The organism is Salinirussus salinus (genome assembly GCF_009831455.1).
Classification (GTDB): domain Archaea; phylum Halobacteriota; class Halobacteria; order Halobacteriales; family Haloarculaceae; genus Salinirussus; species Salinirussus salinus.
Genome location: NZ_WOWO01000001.1, coordinates 160,133 through 177,357, shown reverse-complemented (window position 1 = coordinate 177,357; position 17,225 = coordinate 160,133). Strand labels below are relative to the sequence as shown.

The window sequence follows — 17,225 nt, the reverse complement described above, 5'->3', positions numbered from 1 at the left end:
CGACCGTAACAGGGTAGTACCAACCCCCCGTCGGCCTGCCCGATGACCGGGACAGGCCGGCTCGCGCGCCTGCGGCCGCTGGCGCTTGTCGGCGCCGGCGGGTTCGCCGGAGCCGTCCTGCGGTACGGGCTGGCTGTCTGGCTCCCCTCGTCGTTTCCCGTCGGGACCCTCGCCGCGAACGTCCTCGGGACCTTCCTGCTGGGCGTTCTGCTGTACGAGGCGCGGCTGGCGAACCTGCTCAGCCCGGAGACGCGGCTGGTCGTCGGGACCGGCTTCTGCTCGTCCTTTACAACCTACAGTGCCTTCGCGCTGGAGACCAGCCGGCTCGCGCCCGCGATGGCGGCCACCAACGTCGGGCTGAACTACGGGCTCGGGTTCGGGGCCGTCCTGCTCGGGCAGGTCGTCGCGAGGTGGGTATCGTGAGAAGGACTGCGAGGTGGGAGTCGTGAACCCGGCACTGCTCGTCGGCCTCGGCGGCGTGGTCGGGGCGCTGGCCCGCCACCTCCTCGGCGAGCGGGTCGACGCCCGCCAGGGAGACACCCTGGCGGTCAACGTCCTCGGGAGCTTCCTGCTCGGGGCCCTCGTCGCCGCACCCGTCGACGCCCCGCTGCTGCAGTTTCTCGGGACGGGCTTTTGCGGGGCCTTCACGACCTTCTCCTCGTTTGCCTTCGAGACCGTCCGGCTGGCCGAAACCGGCGAGCCCGGCCGCGCGCTCGGCAACGCGGCCGTCAATCTCGCGGGCGCGCTGCTGGCTGTCGGCCTCGGGGCACTGCTCGTGAGTGTGGTCTGAAGCCGCAGACGACCCGGGCGCTCCCCCCGGTCCCTGCGCGCCGGCACCCGGCAAGCCAGGGATTCAAGCCCTCCCCGTCCAACCCCTGGATATGGACCCCGGATCGCTCCGTGCCGACATCCCGGCGCTCGCGGACTGTATCTATCTCAACACCGGCGCGAGCAGCCCGAGCCCCCGGCGAGTCGTCGATGCCGCCACCGGCTTCCTGGAAGGCCAGCAGTTCGACGCCCCCTGTGGCGAGGGGGTCTACGGGATGGCCACGGACGCCCGCGAGAGCGCCCGCGAGGCAGTCGCGAACCACCTCGGCGCCGCTCCGGGCGAGATAGCACTCACCGACAGCACCGTCGACGGGATCAACCACGTCGCCACCGGCATCGACTGGGAGCCCGACGACGTCGTGGTGCGGACCGACCTCGAACACCCCGCGGGCGAACTCCCGTGGGCGCGGATGCGGGACCTCCACGGCGTCGAGGTCCGGGAACTGTCGACCGACCGCGGCCGGCTCGACCTCGACGAGCTGAAGGCTGCGGTCGCGGACGCCCGGCTGCTCTGTCTCAGCTCGCTGTCCTGGAACTACGGGACGAAGCTGCCGGTCGCCGAGGCCGTCGACATCGCCCACGACGCCGGCGCGCAGGTGCTCGTCGACGCCGTCCAGTCCCCCGGACAGATGCCGGTCGACGTGACCGAGTGGGGCGCCGACTTCGTCGCCGGCTCCGGGCACAAGTGGCTGCTCGGCCCCTGGGGTGCGGGCTTTCTCTACGTCGACGGCGCCGCGCTGGAGACCCTCCACCCCCGCCGGATCGGCTACTTCGGCGCCGATACCGTCGAGGTCGACGGGGAAGTCGGCGGCGCGGCCGCGGGCTACGAGTTCAACCCCGACGCCAGCCGGTTCGAACTCGGAACCGACGCCATGGCGCCCCACGTCGGGCTGGAGGCCGGCATCGAGACCATCGAAGCCGTGGGACTGGACACCGTCCAGTCCCGCATCGCCGAGCTGACCGACCGGCTGAAGGAGGGGCTGGGCGACCGGCTGCTGAGCCCCCGCGACTACGAGTCCGGACTGGTCACCTTCGCGGCCGAGAACCCCGACGCCGTCGTCGACCGCCTCGACGAGGCCGGCGTCAGGATCCGCTCCATCCCCGACCCCCACGCCTGCCGGGTGTCGGTCCACGTCTTCAACACCGCCGGGGACATCGACGCGCTCCTCGACGCGCTGTAGCCGTCACTGCCGGCGAGCCTCAGACCGGAGTCACCCCTTCCTCGTCCCGAACCGGGCCGTTCGCCAGCCCGGAAGCCGTCGGTCCCGCCAGCCACTGACTTCCGCTTCTGACAGTCCGTCGTGCGTGGACGACAATGAAAGGCAGTGTGTGGTCTTTCGCGGGGTAAGTATGGATGAATACCCAAAGATATTTGTTAATAGTGCCATTCCATACTGGTATGCCAGCAAAAAGTGAAATATCGCCGGTCCAGTCACACACCGAATACGCACGCACCAGGTCCCGGTGTCCGAGGTGTGGAAACAGCGTGCCCGTCGAAGTCGGCCGCGCAGGCAGGCGGCTGTGCGCCGACTGCGGGGGGTCGTCGACCTGATGGACGCAGTACACGAGCCGCCGGCGGAGGCGCTGGGCGAGACGCCGGAGTTCGAACTCGAGTGTCTCTACGACGACGCGGCCGACCCGGCCGAACTGACGGTCTTCGCGCCGGAGAACCAGCGGCTCACGACCGAGTGGGTCACGGCCGACGTCTCGACTGCAGTCCCGCTCGAAGACGTCCGGTAGGGGAGCCACCCCCCGGACTCGTTCCCGGCCCCGGTTTCGCTGATACGCCCGTGCCCGGCCTTACTCCCGGCGCTCGATGGTCGCACGGACCGTCTCCCCGGGAGCGACCGTCGACCCGACGTCGACGGCGACGTCGTCGTGGTCGTGTGTCACCCGGCACCGCCGTGCGACCGTCGCGAGCGCGAGCTTCAGTTCCATGCGCGCGAACCGCATCCCGATGCAGTGACGGGGCCCGCCGCCGAAGGGGAAGTAGGCGTACTCCGGCCGGTCGCCCGGCGGCTCGTCGATACCGTCCCACCGGGACGGGTCGAACTGCAGCGGCTCGTCCCACCAGCGGTCGTCGGTATGGACGTGAAACTGCGGGAGGACGACGTAGCTGTCCTCGGGGACCCGGTAGCCGCCGACGGTCACGTCCTCGTCGGCCTCCCGGAAGACCGCAGCCGCCGGCGGGTACCGCCGCAGCGTCTCCCTGAGGACCTGCTCCGTGTACGCCAGGTCGGGGATATCGGCGAGCGTCGCGTGTGGCCCCGTCACCACGTCGTCGACCTCCTCGCGGAGCCGCCGGGCGACCTCCGGTTTGCGCCCGAGTTCGTACAGCGCCCACGTCAGCGCGGTGGCGCTGGTCTCGTGGCCGGCGAACAGGAAGGTCATCAGCTGGCTGCGGATCTCGCTCTCGGTCGGGCCGGTCCCCTCCCCCTCGCCGTCCGTCGCCGCGAGCAGCAGCGACAGGAGGTCATCGCCGTCCGGGCTGTCGCGGCGCTCGTCGAGGAGGTCGTCGACGACGCCTTCGAGCCGGGTGACGCCGCGCCGGTACCGCCGGTTTCCGGGCGTGGGGAGCCAGTCGGGGAGGTCCAGTGAGACCGGATTCCGGCTGCTGCGCTCGCGGATCGCCTCGGCGCCGGCCCGGACGGCCTCCCGGTGGTCGTCGGTGTTGACGCCGAACAGCGTCTTCCCGAGTACCCGCAGCGTGTACGTCGAGGTCGCCTCCGAGAGAGCGACGCTTCCCTCGGCAGCCCACTCGTCTGCCGCGGCGGCCGCGTAGCTGCCCATCGTCTCGGCGTAGGTCTCGATCCGCTCGCGGTAGAACATCGGCTGCAGCCGCGACCGCTGTGCCTGCCACCGCTCGCCGTCGGTCAGCAGCAATCCGTCCGAGAGGACGTCGACCCCGCCCGCGTCGTCGGGTTTCCGGAACCGCTCGAACTCCTCGACCAGGACCTGCTCGACCCCGTCGGGGTGGAGAACGGCCACCATGTCGTAGCTCCCCATCGAGAACCGAACCACGTCGCCGTTGTCCGCGACGCTCTCGTAGAAGGCGTACGGGTCGCGCGCGAACCGTACCGCGCTCCCGACCAGCGGGAGACCGGTCCGCTTCGGGGGAAGGGGTGGCTCGCGCTGCCGGTCGTGCTGGGTCTGCTGGCTCATACCTCACTGTTGGCGGCCGTGGCCCCTGAGCGTTGAGGCGGCCATACGACCCCGTTTAAGTGATGCCCGCCACACGCTCGGATATGCGGTATCTGTGCGTCAGGCTCGAGTTCTCCCCGGAGACGCGCCATCCCATGCACGACTTCCTCGTGACGCACCCGGAGATGGACCGCGAGGAGCTCTGGACCTGGCGCTTCGTCGGCGAGCGGCCGGCGATGCTGTTCCGCGTCGTCGGGCCCGCCGGGCCTTACCGCGAGCGGATACGGGACGTCGAGACGGTCGCTGACTGCACGCTGACGCCGGCGGACGACGACTCCGTCTGGGCGTTCGTGCACGCAGAGCCGACCAGCGAGGAGTGGGACTGGATCCTCGCGTTCGCCCGCGAGTCGGTCGTCGTCGTGCCGCCGGTCGTCTACACCGACGCCGGGAGCGCGGTCTTCGAGGTGCTCGGTGACCCCGACGACCTCCGCGCGCTGCTCGCCGACCTCCCCGAGGGCATCGACACGACCGTGGAACGCGTCGGCGGGTACGACCCGCGGCGGAATCCGGGAGCGGCGCTGACCGAACGCCAACGGGAGGTCGTTGCGACCGCCGTCGGCCTCGGGTACTACGACGTTCCCCGGGAGGCGACCCTGGAGGAGGTGGCCGACGAACTCGACATCGCGGGGTCGACGGTCTCCACACACCTCCGGAAGGCCGAAGCGGCCGTGATGGGCACCGTCGTCTCCACCCGACGGTGACGCGTCACCCGCCCCTGATGAGTCCGGTGACGCCGAGCGTCTCGGCGACGACCCACGCGAGGAAGACGCCGTACACCGCGAGCAGCGCGTACGCCTCCGCGGTGGTGACCGCCAAGTCCGTCCGGAGGAAGGCGAAGAGAATCACGGTTGCCAGGGTGAGCACGCCGAACATCGGGACGGCAACCGCGAAGTCGACAGTCACGGTCCCGACGAGGAGCACCCCGACCGGGATGACCACCAGGAGGTCGAAGGTGTTCGAGCCGAGGACGTTGCCGAGGCTCGTGACCCCCTTGTCGGCTCTGGCCGACCGAACGCTCACCAGCGTGTCCGGGAGGCTCGTCGCCGCCGCGACGAGGGTGACGCCGGCCAGGAATTCCGGGACCCCGAAGGTCGTTCCGAGCGACTCGACGCTCCCGACGAGCTGCTCGACGGCCACGAGGATGACGAGCAGGCCGGCGGCGAGTTTCGCCCACTCGCGGCCGACGGCCACCCCCGTGACGTCCTCGGCGTCGTGGTCGCTGACGTCCTGCCACTGGATGAACAGATACAGTCCGTACAGAAACAGCGGGAGCACGGCGAGCGGGCGCGTGATCCGGCCGGTGAGCGCGGGGCCGCCGGGAGGCGGGACGTAGATGACCGCGAGCGCGAAGGTCAACACGAGCGCGGCGACGGCGATCATGTAGAACTGTGCCTCCTTGTAGACGAGCGTCCGGTTCGTGTCCAGGTCGCCCCTAGCGGCGAGCCCGGAGAGTGCCGGGATCACGAGGATGTTGAAGATCGCGGAGCCGACGACCGCGCCGACGCCCATGTCGAAGATGCCGGCGAGGGCGGTGAAGACGACGCTCGCGAGTTCGGGGGTGCTCGACCCGACGGCGACGACGACCGACCCCTGGACGACGGCCGGTAGCCCGTAGTACGCCGCGAGGTGCTCGGCGGATTCCTCGAGCCAGCCGCTCCCGAGCCAGACGAACCCGGTCGCGACGACGACAACGACGACGTCGACGACCGGCGTGTTCGGGAGGAGCCCACCGAGTGCCATTGTCGGGCCCAACGAGGGTGGGCCGTGTAACTGTGACTATCCGGGACGCGACCCGAGGCTGTTCGGTCAAGGCGTTATGAGCGCTGCGGCCGTAGCCTCGTTCGTCATGCCTTCGACAGGCGAGACCGCGCCGACGTTCACCGCCACGTACAGAGGGAGCAACCACGAGACGTTCGCCCTCGCTGACCACCTCGGCGACGGACCGGTCGTGCTGGCCTTCTTCCCCGGGGCCTTTACCCCGCCGTGTTCGAACGAAATGGTCGCGCTCCAGGAACGCCTCGGCGAGTTCGAGGACGCGGGAGCGACCCTCTTCAGGGTCAGCACCGACTCGTCGTTCTCCCTGGGCGCCTTTGCCGAGGAGTACGGCCTCGAGTTCGACCTCGTCAGCGACATGGACGGTGACGCCATCGCGGCCTACGACCTCTCGCTCGACCTCCCCGACCTGGGGCTGTACGGTGCCGCCAACCGGGCCGTCTACGTCCTCGACGAGGACGGTACCGTCACCTACAGCTGGGTGGCCGACGACCCGACGAACGAACCCGACTACAAGGCCCTCCTTGAGGCCGTCCGGGCGGTGTAGCGGGACCGGTCGCCGGGCGAGCCCTCCACAACCCTCGTGAGACTACAGCAAGAAAAACGTCGGAATATACAACAGCAGGCAGACGACGGCTGCCTTCCGGTCGATGCCCTGTCGCCAGTAGAACAGCCCCAACACCAGAATGGAGACGAGGAGCATGTAGGTCAACGATGGCCGCAGCGCGGAGATATCCTCGACGACCACGTCGAAAAAGAGGGCACCGATCCCAAGCGAGAACACGGGGTCGGTGATGTTGCTCCCGAGGATCGCGCCGACGGAGATACCGCCCCGACCTTCGTAGGCGGCGATGCCCGCGACGACGACCTCCGGGAGAGTCGTCCCCAGACCGGTCAGCAGGCCGACGAGGAACTCGGGGACACCGACCAGGCGAGCAATAGCGACGCCGTTCGTGACCATCACTTGCCCGCCAACGACGACCAGCAGAAGGCCTCCGACGATCCAGGGGTACGTCTCGCGTGGCGTCCGGGGTTCCTCGATAACCTCCTCGGTGATCTCCTCGCCACCCTTGTTCGTGTACAGCGTGTAGATGAACTGGAGGTAAGCCAGCATCATCAGAAACCCCTCCGAGCGGCCGATGACCCCGTCGTCGAGGGTTAACAGCATGATGACCATCGCGAGGATCATCGCGCTCCCGTAGACGAGGACATGGCGTCGCTGGGTGACGAAGGGGGCGATGAACGCGACGACGGCAATGGCGAGTGTGATCTGTGCGGTCTCCGAGCCGACGATGTTCCCCACCACGAGGTCACCGGCACCGTAGTAAGCGGCGTAGACCGAGGTGACCATCTCCGGGATCGAGGTTCCGATGGAGATGAGCGTGACGCCGATGAAAAACGGCGAGACGCCGTAGTAGAGCGCCAGGTCACCTGCGCTGGTGACTGCACGGTCAGCCCCGGCAGCGAGGGCTGCCAGGCCGCCCAAAAACAACAGCGCCTCCAGTAGCATTATCGACCGCCTCCTCGCGGTGAGTGGTGAGCATCTATCGCAGGGGGTGCAGATGCCTCTTTCGGCAACGACGCCGCACACAGTTACGACCAATTCTGCTCGCATCCACGTCGAGACGAACCCGTCATCCACGACGATACAAACCGGTCGTCCACGTCGAGACGAACTCGTGGGCCACCCACACACGGCGTGGCGGCTCCCTCCGTTCCGGTACGGGGGTCGGCCCCGCTGTGCGTCGACCCCCTCGGACATCGTGTTTTTGTACCGACACCGAGACGGAGTGAGTGATGCCGGAGTTACGTCGCGAACTCGGACTCCTCGAAGCCGTCGTCTACGGCGTCGGCCTGATCCTCGGCGCCGGGATCTACGCGATCCTCGGCGAGGCGACCGGCGTGACCGGCGACTCGATCGTGGTCTCGTTTCTGCTGGCCGCCCTGATCGCGTCACTGACGGGCCTGAGCTACGCCGAACTCGCCTCGCTCTTTCCCAGCGCGGAGGGTGATTACATCTACGTTCGCGAGGCGTTCGACCGGGACATCGTCTCAGACGTGACAGCCCTCGGCCGGCTGTTCATGGGCGTCATCTCGTCCGCGGCGGTTGCGCTGGCCTTCTCGGGCTATCTCTCCGCCTTCGTCGACGTGCCGGCGGTCCCGGTCGCCGTTCTCCTCGTCCTCGTCATGACCGTCGTCAACTTCTGGGGGATCGAACTGTCCACCAAGATCAACATCCTCTTCACCGCCATCGAAGTCGCCGGACTGGTGATAATCATCTGGATCGCGAGTGGGTCCTGGGGTAACGCCGAGATCCTCCACGCCCCGAACGGCGCAGTTGGCGTCGTCCACGCGGGGTTTCTGATCTTCTTCGCCTACCTCGGCTTCGGGTCGGTCGTCAACCTCTCGGAAGAAACCGAGGACGCGACCGTGACGATCCCGCGTGCGATCATCCTCTCGATCGGTATTACGACGGTCCTGTACGTTCTGGTCGGGTTATCGGCGGTCGCGCTGGTCGACTGGCGCGTTCTGGGCCGTTCGGCGTCGCCGCTGGCAGAGGTCGCCCGGGTCGGCTGGGGGCCACTCGGGTCGACAGTTCTCGGCGCGATCGCCCTCTTCTCGACGACGAACACCGTGCTCATCCTCCAGATTTCGACTTCGCGCCTGTTCTACGGCGTGTCGAAATCGGAGTACAACGTCTTCCCGGCGGTTTTCTCTCGCGTTCACCCGTCCCGTCAGACGCCCCACTACGCAGTGGTGGTTATCGGCCTCGCCACGCTCCCCTTCATTTTTCTCGGAGATATCGGGGTCGTCGCCGGACTGGCCAACCTCATGCTGCTGGTCGTCTTCGTGCTCGTGAACGCCGCGCTGTTGAAACTCCGGTATTCGCGGCCGGAGCTGGAACGGGGGTTTCGAACGCCCCTCAACGTCGGTCAGGTGTCGGTCACGGCGGTTGCCGGACTTCTCTCCTCTCTCGGACTGATCGCGTTCTACATCCTCTCGTGGTAGCGAGACCCTCAGTTCGCATGGCCGTCCCCGAGACGCCCTCTGCTTCCGGGGGCACAGTAGCCTTCGGTAACCCCTTCGCGACACGGCCCGGAACGCGGCTCGGATCACTCTCGTCACCATCGGGAGCACAGATATGGCTGTCCCGCGTGAACCAGCGCGCTGCCTGTCTTTCCGTGCCGACGAGACGCCCCGCTGGCGGGTGGAATTCAAAGAAGCGGCCTCACGTCCGTTCGTCGCAGAAGACGCCCGAGGCGGGATTTGAACCCGATTGCAAATCCTCGCTGCCGCTCGGATTTGCGTGATTCAAATCCCTCGTTGCGTATTTGCGGCTCGCGGGTTCGCTCGCCGCAAAAGTACGCCCGAGGCGGGATTTGAACCCGCGTCACGACCGTGACAGGGTCGTATGATGGGCCACTACACCACCCGGGCTCGCACCCCAACGTATCCCGGTTTTACTCTTAAGGCTTTCCAAACCGCCGCGGGCCACCCGAGAGTTTTTCTACCGTGGCCGCACAAGCGTAGGCTACAGGGTACTTTTCCCTCTGCTCGCCCGCCCGGCGGGCCGGGCCCGGTAGCCCGTGCCGGCGGAGTTGGCAAGCGTTAAGTGGCCGCCCGATATATGGGGCTGTAGTATCTCGACCAACATTCTACAGCCGGCCACACCATGGTAGATGTAAGCCAACACGAACTCGTACCGGACCACACCGTCCTCGACGAGGGAGCGCTCGAGGACGTGCTCGAGGAGTACAACATCAAAAAGACGGACCTGCCGAAGATCAAGCGCGCCGACCCCGCCCTGCCGGACGGGGCCGAGGTCGGCGACGTCGTCCGCATCGAACGAAACTCACGGACCACGGACACGGCCGTGGTCTACCGACTGGTGGTGGAATAATGGATATTCAGGACAAACGAGAGATCTCGCGGGAGTACTTCTCCCGTGAACGGCTCGCAGAGCACCACTTCCGGTCGTTCAACGCCTTTCTCGACCGGGGGATGCAACAGGTCGTCGACGAGAAGGAAACCATCGACACCGACATCGGCGACAAGGAGGGTGAGGAGCCCGTCTACGTCGAACTCGGGGACGTGCGCGTCGTCACGCCCCGCGTGCGGGAGGCCGACGGCAGCGAGGAACTGCTCTACCCCCAGGAGGCCCGCCTCCGGAACATCACCTACGCCGCCCCCGTCTTCATGGAGATGGCCATCATCAAGGGCGGCATCGAGGAGGAGGAGCGGGTCGTCGACCAGACCGAGACCAAGATCGGCCGGATGCCGGTCATGGTCGGCTCCGAGAAGTGCAACATCGCGGGCTTCACCCGCGAGGAACTGATCGACATCGGCGAGGACCCCGCCGACCCCGGCGGCTACTTCATCGTCAACGGCTCCGAGCGCGTCCTGATGACCAGCGAGGACCTGGCACCGAACAAGATCCTCGCCGAGACCGACACCAAGTACGGCGACACCATCGAGGTCGCCAAGACCTTCAGCCAGCGCCGCGGGTATCGCGCCCTGGTGCTCGTCGAGCGCCAGCGCGACGGCCTGTTGCAGGTTTCTTTCCCTTCCGTGTCGGGCGACGTCAACTTCGTGACGCTCGTGCGCGCACTCGGACTGGAGTCCGACGAGGAGATCGTCCACCGGGTCTCCGACGACCCGGAGATCGTGAAGTTCATGCTGGAGAACCTGGAGGCCGCGGAGGTCCAGACCACCGAGGAGGCCATCGAGACGCTGGGCCAGCGGGTCGCCTCCGGCCAGGGCAAAAACTACCAGCTCAAGCGCGCAAACTACGTCATCGACCGGTACCTGCTGCCACATCTCCACGAGGAGGGCGTCGACGAGGAGGACGTCCGGATCAACAAGGCCTACTACCTCTGCCGGATGGCCGAGGCCTGCTTCGAGCTCGCGCTGGACCGCCGTGACCCGGACGACAAGGACCACTACGCCAACAAGCGCCTGAAAGTGTCGGGCGACCTGATGCGTGACCTGTTCCGGACGGCGCTGAACAAGCTGGCACGGGACGTGAAATACCAGCTCGAGCGCGCGAACATGCGCAACCGGAACCTCTCGGTGTCGACGGTCGTCCGGTCGGACGTGCTGACCGAGCGACTCGAGCATCCCATCGCCACGGGCAACTGGGTCGGCGGCCGCTCGGGCGTGAGCCAGCTGGTCGACCGCACAGACTACATGGGCGTCCTCTCACACCTCCGGCGGCTGCGCTCCCCACTCTCCCGCTCGCAACCGCACTTCGAGGCCCGCGACCTGCACGCGACCCAGTGGGGTCGCATCTGTCCCTCCGAGACGCCGGAGGGGCCCAACTGTGGCCTGGTGAAAAACTTCGCCCAGGCCATGGAACTGTCCCAGAACGTGGCCGACGAACAGGAGCTGAAACAGGAACTCGCGGAGATGGGGGTCCAGGGCATCCCCGGCATCGAGAGTGTCGAACAGCCCGCGGACGACTAACATGAGCCAGCAACAGGCCAGAGAGGCCAAAGTCTACGTCAACGGGAGCCTGGTCGGGACACACCCCGACCCCGAACAGCTCGCACACCAGATCCGCCAGGCCCGCCGCCGGGGCGACGTCAGCGAGATGGTCAACGTCTCGGTGAACGAACACACCGACGAGGTGATCGTCAACGCCGACGCCGGCCGGGCCCGGCGCCCGCTGTTCGTGGTCGAGGACGGCGAGCCGCTCATCTCCCAGGAGGAGGTCGACGCGCTCAAGGAGGGCGAGCTGGAGTTTCAGGACCTCGTCGAACACGGCTACGTCGAGTTCATCGACGCCGAGGAGGAGGGCGACATCTACGTCGCCGTCGAGGAGGAGGAGCTCACCCCGAACCACACCCACCTGGAGATCGACCCACAGCTGATGTTCGGCATCGGCGCGGGCATGATCCCCTACCCCGAGCACAACGCCTCCCCGCGGATCACGATGGGGTCGGGGATGATCAAACAGTCCCTGGGGCTGCCCAGCGCCAACTACCGGGTGCGCCCGGACACCCGCCAGCACCTCCTGCACTACCCGCAGCTGTCGCTTGTCAAGACCCAGACGACCGAGCAGATCGGCTACGACGACCGGCCAGCCGCCCAGAACTTCGTCGTCGCCGTCATGTCCTACGAGGGGTTCAACATCGAGGACGCGCTGGTGATGAACCAGGGCAGCGTCGACCGGGCGCTCGCCCGCTCTCACTTCTTCCGGACCTACGAGGGCGAGGAGCGACGGTACCCGGGCGGCCAGGAGGACCGCTTCGAGATCCCCGACGACGAGGTCCGGGGCGCCCGCGGCGAGGAAGCCTACACGCACCTGGACGAGGACGGCCTGGTCAATCCCGAGACGCGGGTCGACGAGAACGCCGTCCTGCTGGGGAAGACGTCCCCGCCCCGCTTTCTGGAGGAGCCCGACGACATGGGCGGACTCTCCCCACAGAAGCGCCGCGAGACCAGCGTGACGATGCGCTCCGGTGAATCGGGCGTCGTCGACACCGTGACCCTGATGGAAGGCGAGGACGGCTCCAAGCTCTCGAAGGTCTCGGTCCGGGACGAACGGATCCCGGAACTCGGGGACAAGTTCGCCTCCCGGCACGGCCAGAAGGGCGTGGTCGGCCACATCGCCCCCCAGGAGGACATGCCATTCACCGACGAGGGCGTCGTTCCCGACCTGATCCTCAATCCACACGCCCTGCCCTCCAGGATGACCGTCGGCCACATCCTCGAGATGATCGGCGGCAAGGTCGGCTCGCTGGAGGGCCGGCGGGTCGACGGCACCGCCTTCACCGGCGAGGACGAGGGGGAACTGCGCACCTCGCTGGAGGAGCACGGCTTCGACTCCTCGGGCAAGGAGACGCTCTACTCCGGCGTGACCGGCGAGAAGATCGAGGCGGAGATCTTCGTCGGCACCATCTTCTACCAGAAGCTCTACCACATGGTGTCGAACAAGATCCACGCCCGTTCGCGGGGGCCGGTGCAGGTGCTGACCCGCCAGCCCACGGAGGGTCGCGCCCGCGAGGGCGGCCTTCGTGTGGGGGAGATGGAGCGGGACGTCCTGATCGGTCACGGCGCCGCGATGGCGCTCAAGGAACGGCTGCTCGACGAATCGGACCGCGAGTACATCAACGTCTGTGGCGAGTGCGGGATGACCGCCGTCGAGAACGTCGAGCAACGCCGCGTCTACTGTCCCAACTGCGAAGAGGAGACGGAGGTCCACGAGATCGAGATGAGCTACGCCTTCAAGCTCCTGCTCGACGAGATGAAGGCGCTGGGTATCGCGCCGCGGATCGAACTGGAGGACGCTGTATAAATGAGCACACAAGCACCCAAAGAGATCGGCAAGCTCAGCTTCGGGCTGATGGACCCAGAGGAGTACCGCGAGATGTCGGCCACGAAGGTGATAACGGCCGACACCTACGACGACGACGGCTTCCCCATCGACATGGGGCTGATGGACCCGCGGCTGGGTGTCATCGACCCCGGGCTGGAGTGCAAGACCTGCGGGAAACACTCCGGCTCCTGTAACGGCCACTTCGGGCACATCGAGCTTGCGGCGCCGGTGATCCACGTCGGCTTCGCGAAGCTCATCCGCCGGCTGCTCCGGGGGACCTGCCGGGAGTGTTCCCGGCTCTGTCTCACCGACGAGGAGAAGGCGGAGTTCCGCGACCGGCTCCAGCGCTCGCGGGACCTGGGGGACGACCTCAGCGACGTCACCAAGGCCGCGATCCGGCAGGCCCGCAAGAAGGACCGCTGTCCGTACTGTGGCGAACAGCAGTTCGACATCAACCACGAGAAGCCCACCACCTACTACGAGGTCCAGCAGGTGCTGGCCGCGGAGTACCCCCAGCGGATCACGGCGGCGATGGAGCCCGACGAGGATAGCGAGCGGGTGACGCCGACCGACCTGGCCGAGGAGACGGGGATCGACGCCGGCCGCGTCCAGGAGATCCTCTCCGGGGAGTTCCGCCCCCGCGAGGAGGACCGCCGGGCCATCGAGTCCGCGCTGGACGTCGACCTCACCGAGGAGGACATGAACAAGCTCATGCCCTCCGACATCCGGGACTGGTTCGAGGACATCCCGGACGAGGACATCGCCGTCCTGGGGATCGACCCCGAGAAATCCCGGCCGGAGTGGATGATCCTGACTGTCCTCCCGGTGCCGCCGGTGACCGCCCGGCCCTCGATCACGCTCGACAACGGGCAGCGCTCGGAGGACGACCTCACCCACAAGCTGGTCGACATCATCCGGATCAACCAGCGGTTCATGGAGAACCGCGAGGCCGGCGCTCCCCAGCTGATCATCGAGGACCTCTGGGAACTGCTGCAGTACCACGTTACCACGTTCATGGACAACGAGATCTCGGGGACGCCGCCAGCGCGACACCGCTCGGGTCGCCCCCTCAAGACCCTCTCACAGCGCCTGAAGGGCAAGGAGGGGCGGTTCCGGGGCTCGCTGTCGGGCAAGCGCGTGAACTTCTCCTCGCGGACCGTGATCTCGCCGGACCCGACCCTCAGCCTGAACGAGGTCGGCGTCCCCGAGCGGGTGGCCTCCGAGATGACCCAGACGATGAACGTCAACGAGCGCAACCTGGAGACCGCGCGCCGCTACGTCTCCAACGGGCCCGAGGCCCACCCGGGCGCGAACTACGTGCGCCGCCCGGACGGACGCCGGCTGAAGGTCACCGAGAAGAACTGCGAGGAGCTGTCGGAGAAGGTCGAGCCCGGCTGGGAGGTCTCCCGACACCTCATCGACGGCGACATCGTCGTGTTCAACCGCCAGCCGTCGCTGCACCGGATGTCGATCATGGCCCACGAGGTCGTCGTGATGCCGTACAAGACCTTCCGTCTGAACACGACCGTGTGTCCCCCCTACAACGCCGACTTCGACGGCGACGAGATGAACATGCACGCCCTCCAGAACGAGGAGGCCCGGGCGGAGGCCCGCGTGCTGATGCGCGTCCAGGAGCAGATGCTCTCCCCGCGATTCGGCGAGAACATCCTCGGCGCCATCCAGGACCACGTCACCGCGACATACCTCCTCACGAATCAGAACCCCCACTTCAACGAGACGCAGGCGCTCGACCTGCTGCGGGCGACCCGGATCGACGAGCTGCCCGCACCCGACGGGGAGGAGGACGGCGAGGCCTACTGGACCGGCCGGACCATCTTCTCGGAGCTGTTGCCCGACGGGCTGGACCTCCAGTTCACCTCCTCGGCGGGCGACGAGGTCGTCATCGAGGACGGCCAGCTACTCGAGGGCACCATCGACGAGGACGCCGTCGGCGCCTTCGGCGGCGAAGTCGTCGACACCATCGCCAAGGCCTACTCGCGGACCCGGGCGCGCATCTTCATCAACGAAGTGTCGTCGCTCGCGGTCCGGACGATCATGCACTTCGGCTTCTCGATCGGGATCGACGACGAGTCGATCCCCGAGGAGGCCCAGGAGCAGGTCGACGAGGCCATCGGCAACGCCCGCGAGCGCGTCCAGGAGCTCATCGAGACCTACCGCCGCGGCGACCTCGAGTCGCTGCCGGGCCGGACGGTCGACGAGACCCTGGAGATGAAGATCATGCAGACGCTGGGCAAGGCCCGTGACAGCGCGGGCGACATCGCCGAGGACCACTTCGGCTCGGACAATCCCGCGGTCGTGATGGCCGAGTCCGGCGCGCGTGGGTCGATGCTCAACCTCACGCAGATGGCCGGCTGTGTCGGCCAGCAGGCGGTCCGGGGCGAGCGGATCAACCGCGGCTACGAGGGTCGCACGCTCTCTCACTTCGAGCCCAACGACCTCTCGGCTGACGCCCACGGCTTCGTGGAACACTCCTACCGCGAGGGTCTCGAGCCCAAGGAGTTCTTCTTCCACGCGATGGGTGGCCGCGAGGGGCTTGTGGACACGGCGGTCCGGACCTCCAAGTCCGGCTACCTCCAGCGCCGGCTGATCAACGCGCTCTCCGAACTCGAGACCCAGTACGACGGCACGGTCCGGGACACCTCGGACACGGTCGTCCAGTTCGAGTTCGGCGAGGACGGCACCTCGCCGGTCGAGGTTTCCAGTTCCGAGGAAGGCGAGGCCGTCGATGTCGACGCCATCGCCGAGCGCGTCCTCGACGAGGAGTTCGACGACGAGCGCGAGAAAGCGCGGTTCCTCGGCGAACGGACGGAGCCGACGAACCTCTCCGAACACGCCGACGGCTACTGGGCCGCGGAGGGTGACGACTGATGACCGACTACGACGTCTCCGAGGACGTCGCCGCACTCGTCGAGGACGCCGACCTCCCGCGCCGGCTGAAGGACAACCTGTACGAGGCGCTCGAGGGACGGGACGCGACTGCCGAGGAGGCCGACGAGGTCATCCAGGCGACCGTCGCGGAGTACCGCGAGACCCGCGTCGACCCGCTTGACCCGGTCGGGACGGTCTCGGCCCAGTCGATCGGCGAGCCCGGCACCCAGATGACGATGAACACGTTCCACTACGCCGGGGTCGCGGAGATCGACGTCACGCAGGGGCTGCCCCGGCTCATCGAGCTGGTCGACGCCCGGAAGGAACCGGATACGCCGATGATGACCGTCCACCTCGACGAGGAGTACGCGGCCGACCGCGAGAAGGCCCACGAGGTGGTCTGGAACATCGAGGCGACGAAGATCCTCCAGCTGGGCGACGTGTCGACGAACGTCGCGGACATGGTGGTGCAGGTGGCGCTGAACGAGGAGACGCTGATGGAGCGGTGGCCGACCGCCGAGGACCCGGTCGCCGTCGCCGAAGAGATCGCCGAGACCATCGAGGCCGAACTCGGCGTCGAGACCACCCAGCGCGACCTCGTGGTGCAGTTCGGGCCCGAACAGCCCTCCTACCGGGACCTGCTCCAGCTCGTCGAGGAGCTCCGGGAGATCGTCTTCAAGGGGATCGAGGAGGTCTCCCGGGTCGTCATCCGCAAGGAGGAGACCGAAGACGGCGAAGAGTTCGTCCTCTACACGGAGGGGTCGGCGTTCGGCGACGCGCTGGACATCGAGGGCGTCGACGCCTCCCGGACGACCTGTAACAACATCCACGAGATCTACCGGAACCTGGGCGTCGAGGCGGCCCGCGAGGCCATCATCGAGGAGACGATGAACACCCTCGAAGAGCAGGGGCTGGACGACGTGAACATCCGCCACCTGATGCTGGTCGCGGACATCATGACAAACGAGGGGACGATCGAGTCGATCGGCCGCCACGGCATCTCCGGCTCGAAGGACTCGGTGCTCGCGCGGGCGGCCTTCGAGGTGACCGTCTCGCACCTGCTCGACGCCGCGATCCACGGCGAGGTCGACGACCTCAACGGCGTCACGGAGAACGTCATCGTCGGCAAGCCGATCAAACTGGGGACCGGGGACGTGGACCTGCGGATGGCCTCCGGCGAGCGCGAGACCGGCTCCGAGTCGGGCGCGGACTGAGA

At 67.4% G+C, this 17,225-nt stretch carries 15 protein-coding genes and 1 tRNA gene; 12 read left to right on the top strand and 4 right to left on the bottom strand.

From position 1 onward, the window contains the following. The first annotated feature begins 42 nt into the window (after positions 1-42). From GN153_RS00850 to GN153_RS00835, 4 genes are all read left to right on the top strand, one after another. Positions 43-423, top strand: coding sequence for a fluoride efflux transporter FluC (locus GN153_RS00850; protein ID WP_159898829.1), 381 nt, complete (start codon positions 43-45; stop codon positions 421-423). 22 nt (positions 424-445) lie between these two features. Next, positions 446-790, top strand: a complete 345-nt coding sequence (locus tag GN153_RS00845; RefSeq protein WP_394350868.1) for a fluoride efflux transporter FluC — start codon at positions 446-448, stop codon at positions 788-790. 91 nt (positions 791-881) lie between these two features. Then, the gene (locus GN153_RS00840; protein WP_159898825.1) at positions 882-2,009 is read left to right on the top strand and encodes an aminotransferase class V-fold PLP-dependent enzyme; all 1,128 of its coding nucleotides are present in this window, start codon (positions 882-884) and stop codon (positions 2,007-2,009) included. 370 nt (positions 2,010-2,379) lie between these two features. After that, positions 2,380-2,568, top strand: coding sequence for a hypothetical protein (locus GN153_RS00835; protein ID WP_159898823.1), 189 nt, complete (start codon positions 2,380-2,382; stop codon positions 2,566-2,568). Between the two features lie 60 nt (positions 2,569-2,628). On the opposite strand, the gene GN153_RS00830 is transcribed toward GN153_RS00835, so the two are convergent. Continuing rightward, complete coding sequence (locus tag GN153_RS00830; protein WP_159898821.1) at positions 2,629-3,990, bottom strand: cytochrome P450; 1,362 nt, start codon at positions 3,988-3,990, stop codon at positions 2,629-2,631. A gap of 83 nt (positions 3,991-4,073) precedes the next feature. On the opposite strand from GN153_RS00830, the gene GN153_RS00825 reads away from it, so the two are divergent. Further along, positions 4,074-4,730 carry a helix-turn-helix domain-containing protein gene (locus GN153_RS00825; RefSeq protein ID WP_159898819.1) on the top strand — a complete coding sequence of 219 codons (657 nt, stop codon included), beginning with the start codon at positions 4,074-4,076 and terminating at the stop codon, positions 4,728-4,730. 4 nt (positions 4,731-4,734) lie between these two features. Here GN153_RS00825 and GN153_RS00820 read toward each other — a convergent pair whose 3' ends face one another. After that, positions 4,735-5,769, bottom strand: coding sequence for a sodium:calcium antiporter (locus GN153_RS00820; RefSeq protein ID WP_159898817.1), 1,035 nt, complete (start codon positions 5,767-5,769; stop codon positions 4,735-4,737). Between the two features lie 106 nt (positions 5,770-5,875). Here GN153_RS00820 and GN153_RS00815 point away from each other — a divergent pair, with 106 nt between their 5' ends. After that, complete coding sequence (locus tag GN153_RS00815) at positions 5,876-6,349, top strand: redoxin domain-containing protein (RefSeq protein ID WP_159898815.1); 474 nt, start codon at positions 5,876-5,878, stop codon at positions 6,347-6,349. 42 nt (positions 6,350-6,391) lie between these two features. Here the strand turns inward: GN153_RS00815 and GN153_RS00810 are convergent, their stop codons facing one another. Beyond that, positions 6,392-7,312 carry a sodium:calcium antiporter gene (locus tag GN153_RS00810; protein ID WP_159898813.1) on the bottom strand — a complete coding sequence of 307 codons (921 nt, stop codon included), beginning with the start codon at positions 7,310-7,312 and terminating at the stop codon, positions 6,392-6,394. Positions 7,313-7,599: 287 nt separating this feature from the next. On the opposite strand from GN153_RS00810, the gene GN153_RS00805 reads away from it, so the two are divergent. After that, complete coding sequence (locus tag GN153_RS00805; RefSeq protein ID WP_159898811.1) at positions 7,600-8,811, top strand: APC family permease; 1,212 nt, start codon at positions 7,600-7,602, stop codon at positions 8,809-8,811. Positions 8,812-9,167: 356 nt separating this feature from the next. Here the strand turns inward: GN153_RS00805 and GN153_RS00800 are convergent. Continuing rightward, positions 9,168-9,240: transfer RNA gene (locus GN153_RS00800), tRNA-Asp, on the bottom strand. Positions 9,241-9,475: 235 nt separating this feature from the next. On the opposite strand from GN153_RS00800, the gene GN153_RS00795 reads away from it, so the two are divergent. The 5 genes from GN153_RS00795 to rpoA2 are packed head-to-tail and all read left to right on the top strand — an operon-like array spanning position 9,476 to position 17,223. Continuing rightward, positions 9,476-9,703, top strand: coding sequence for a DNA-directed RNA polymerase subunit H (locus GN153_RS00795; protein WP_159898809.1), 228 nt, complete (start codon positions 9,476-9,478; stop codon positions 9,701-9,703). Beyond that, a complete protein-coding gene (locus tag GN153_RS00790; protein ID WP_159898807.1) occupies positions 9,703-11,265 on the top strand; it encodes a DNA-directed RNA polymerase subunit B'' in 1,563 nt (520 codons plus the stop codon). The genes GN153_RS00795 and GN153_RS00790 overlap by 1 nt, the downstream gene beginning before the upstream one ends. Before the next feature lies 1 nt (position 11,266). Further along, a complete protein-coding gene (gene rpoB, locus GN153_RS00785) occupies positions 11,267-13,099 on the top strand; it encodes a DNA-directed RNA polymerase subunit B (protein WP_159898805.1) in 1,833 nt (610 codons plus the stop codon). Next, entirely contained in the window at positions 13,100-16,009 is a 2,910-nt protein-coding gene (locus tag GN153_RS00780) for a DNA-directed RNA polymerase subunit A' (RefSeq protein ID WP_159898803.1), read from the top strand. Then, positions 16,009-17,223 carry a DNA-directed RNA polymerase subunit A'' gene (gene rpoA2, locus GN153_RS00775; RefSeq protein ID WP_159898801.1) on the top strand — a complete coding sequence of 405 codons (1,215 nt, stop codon included), beginning with the start codon at positions 16,009-16,011 and terminating at the stop codon, positions 17,221-17,223. Before GN153_RS00780 ends, rpoA2 begins: the two co-directional genes overlap by 1 nt. Positions 17,224-17,225 lie beyond the last annotated feature (2 nt).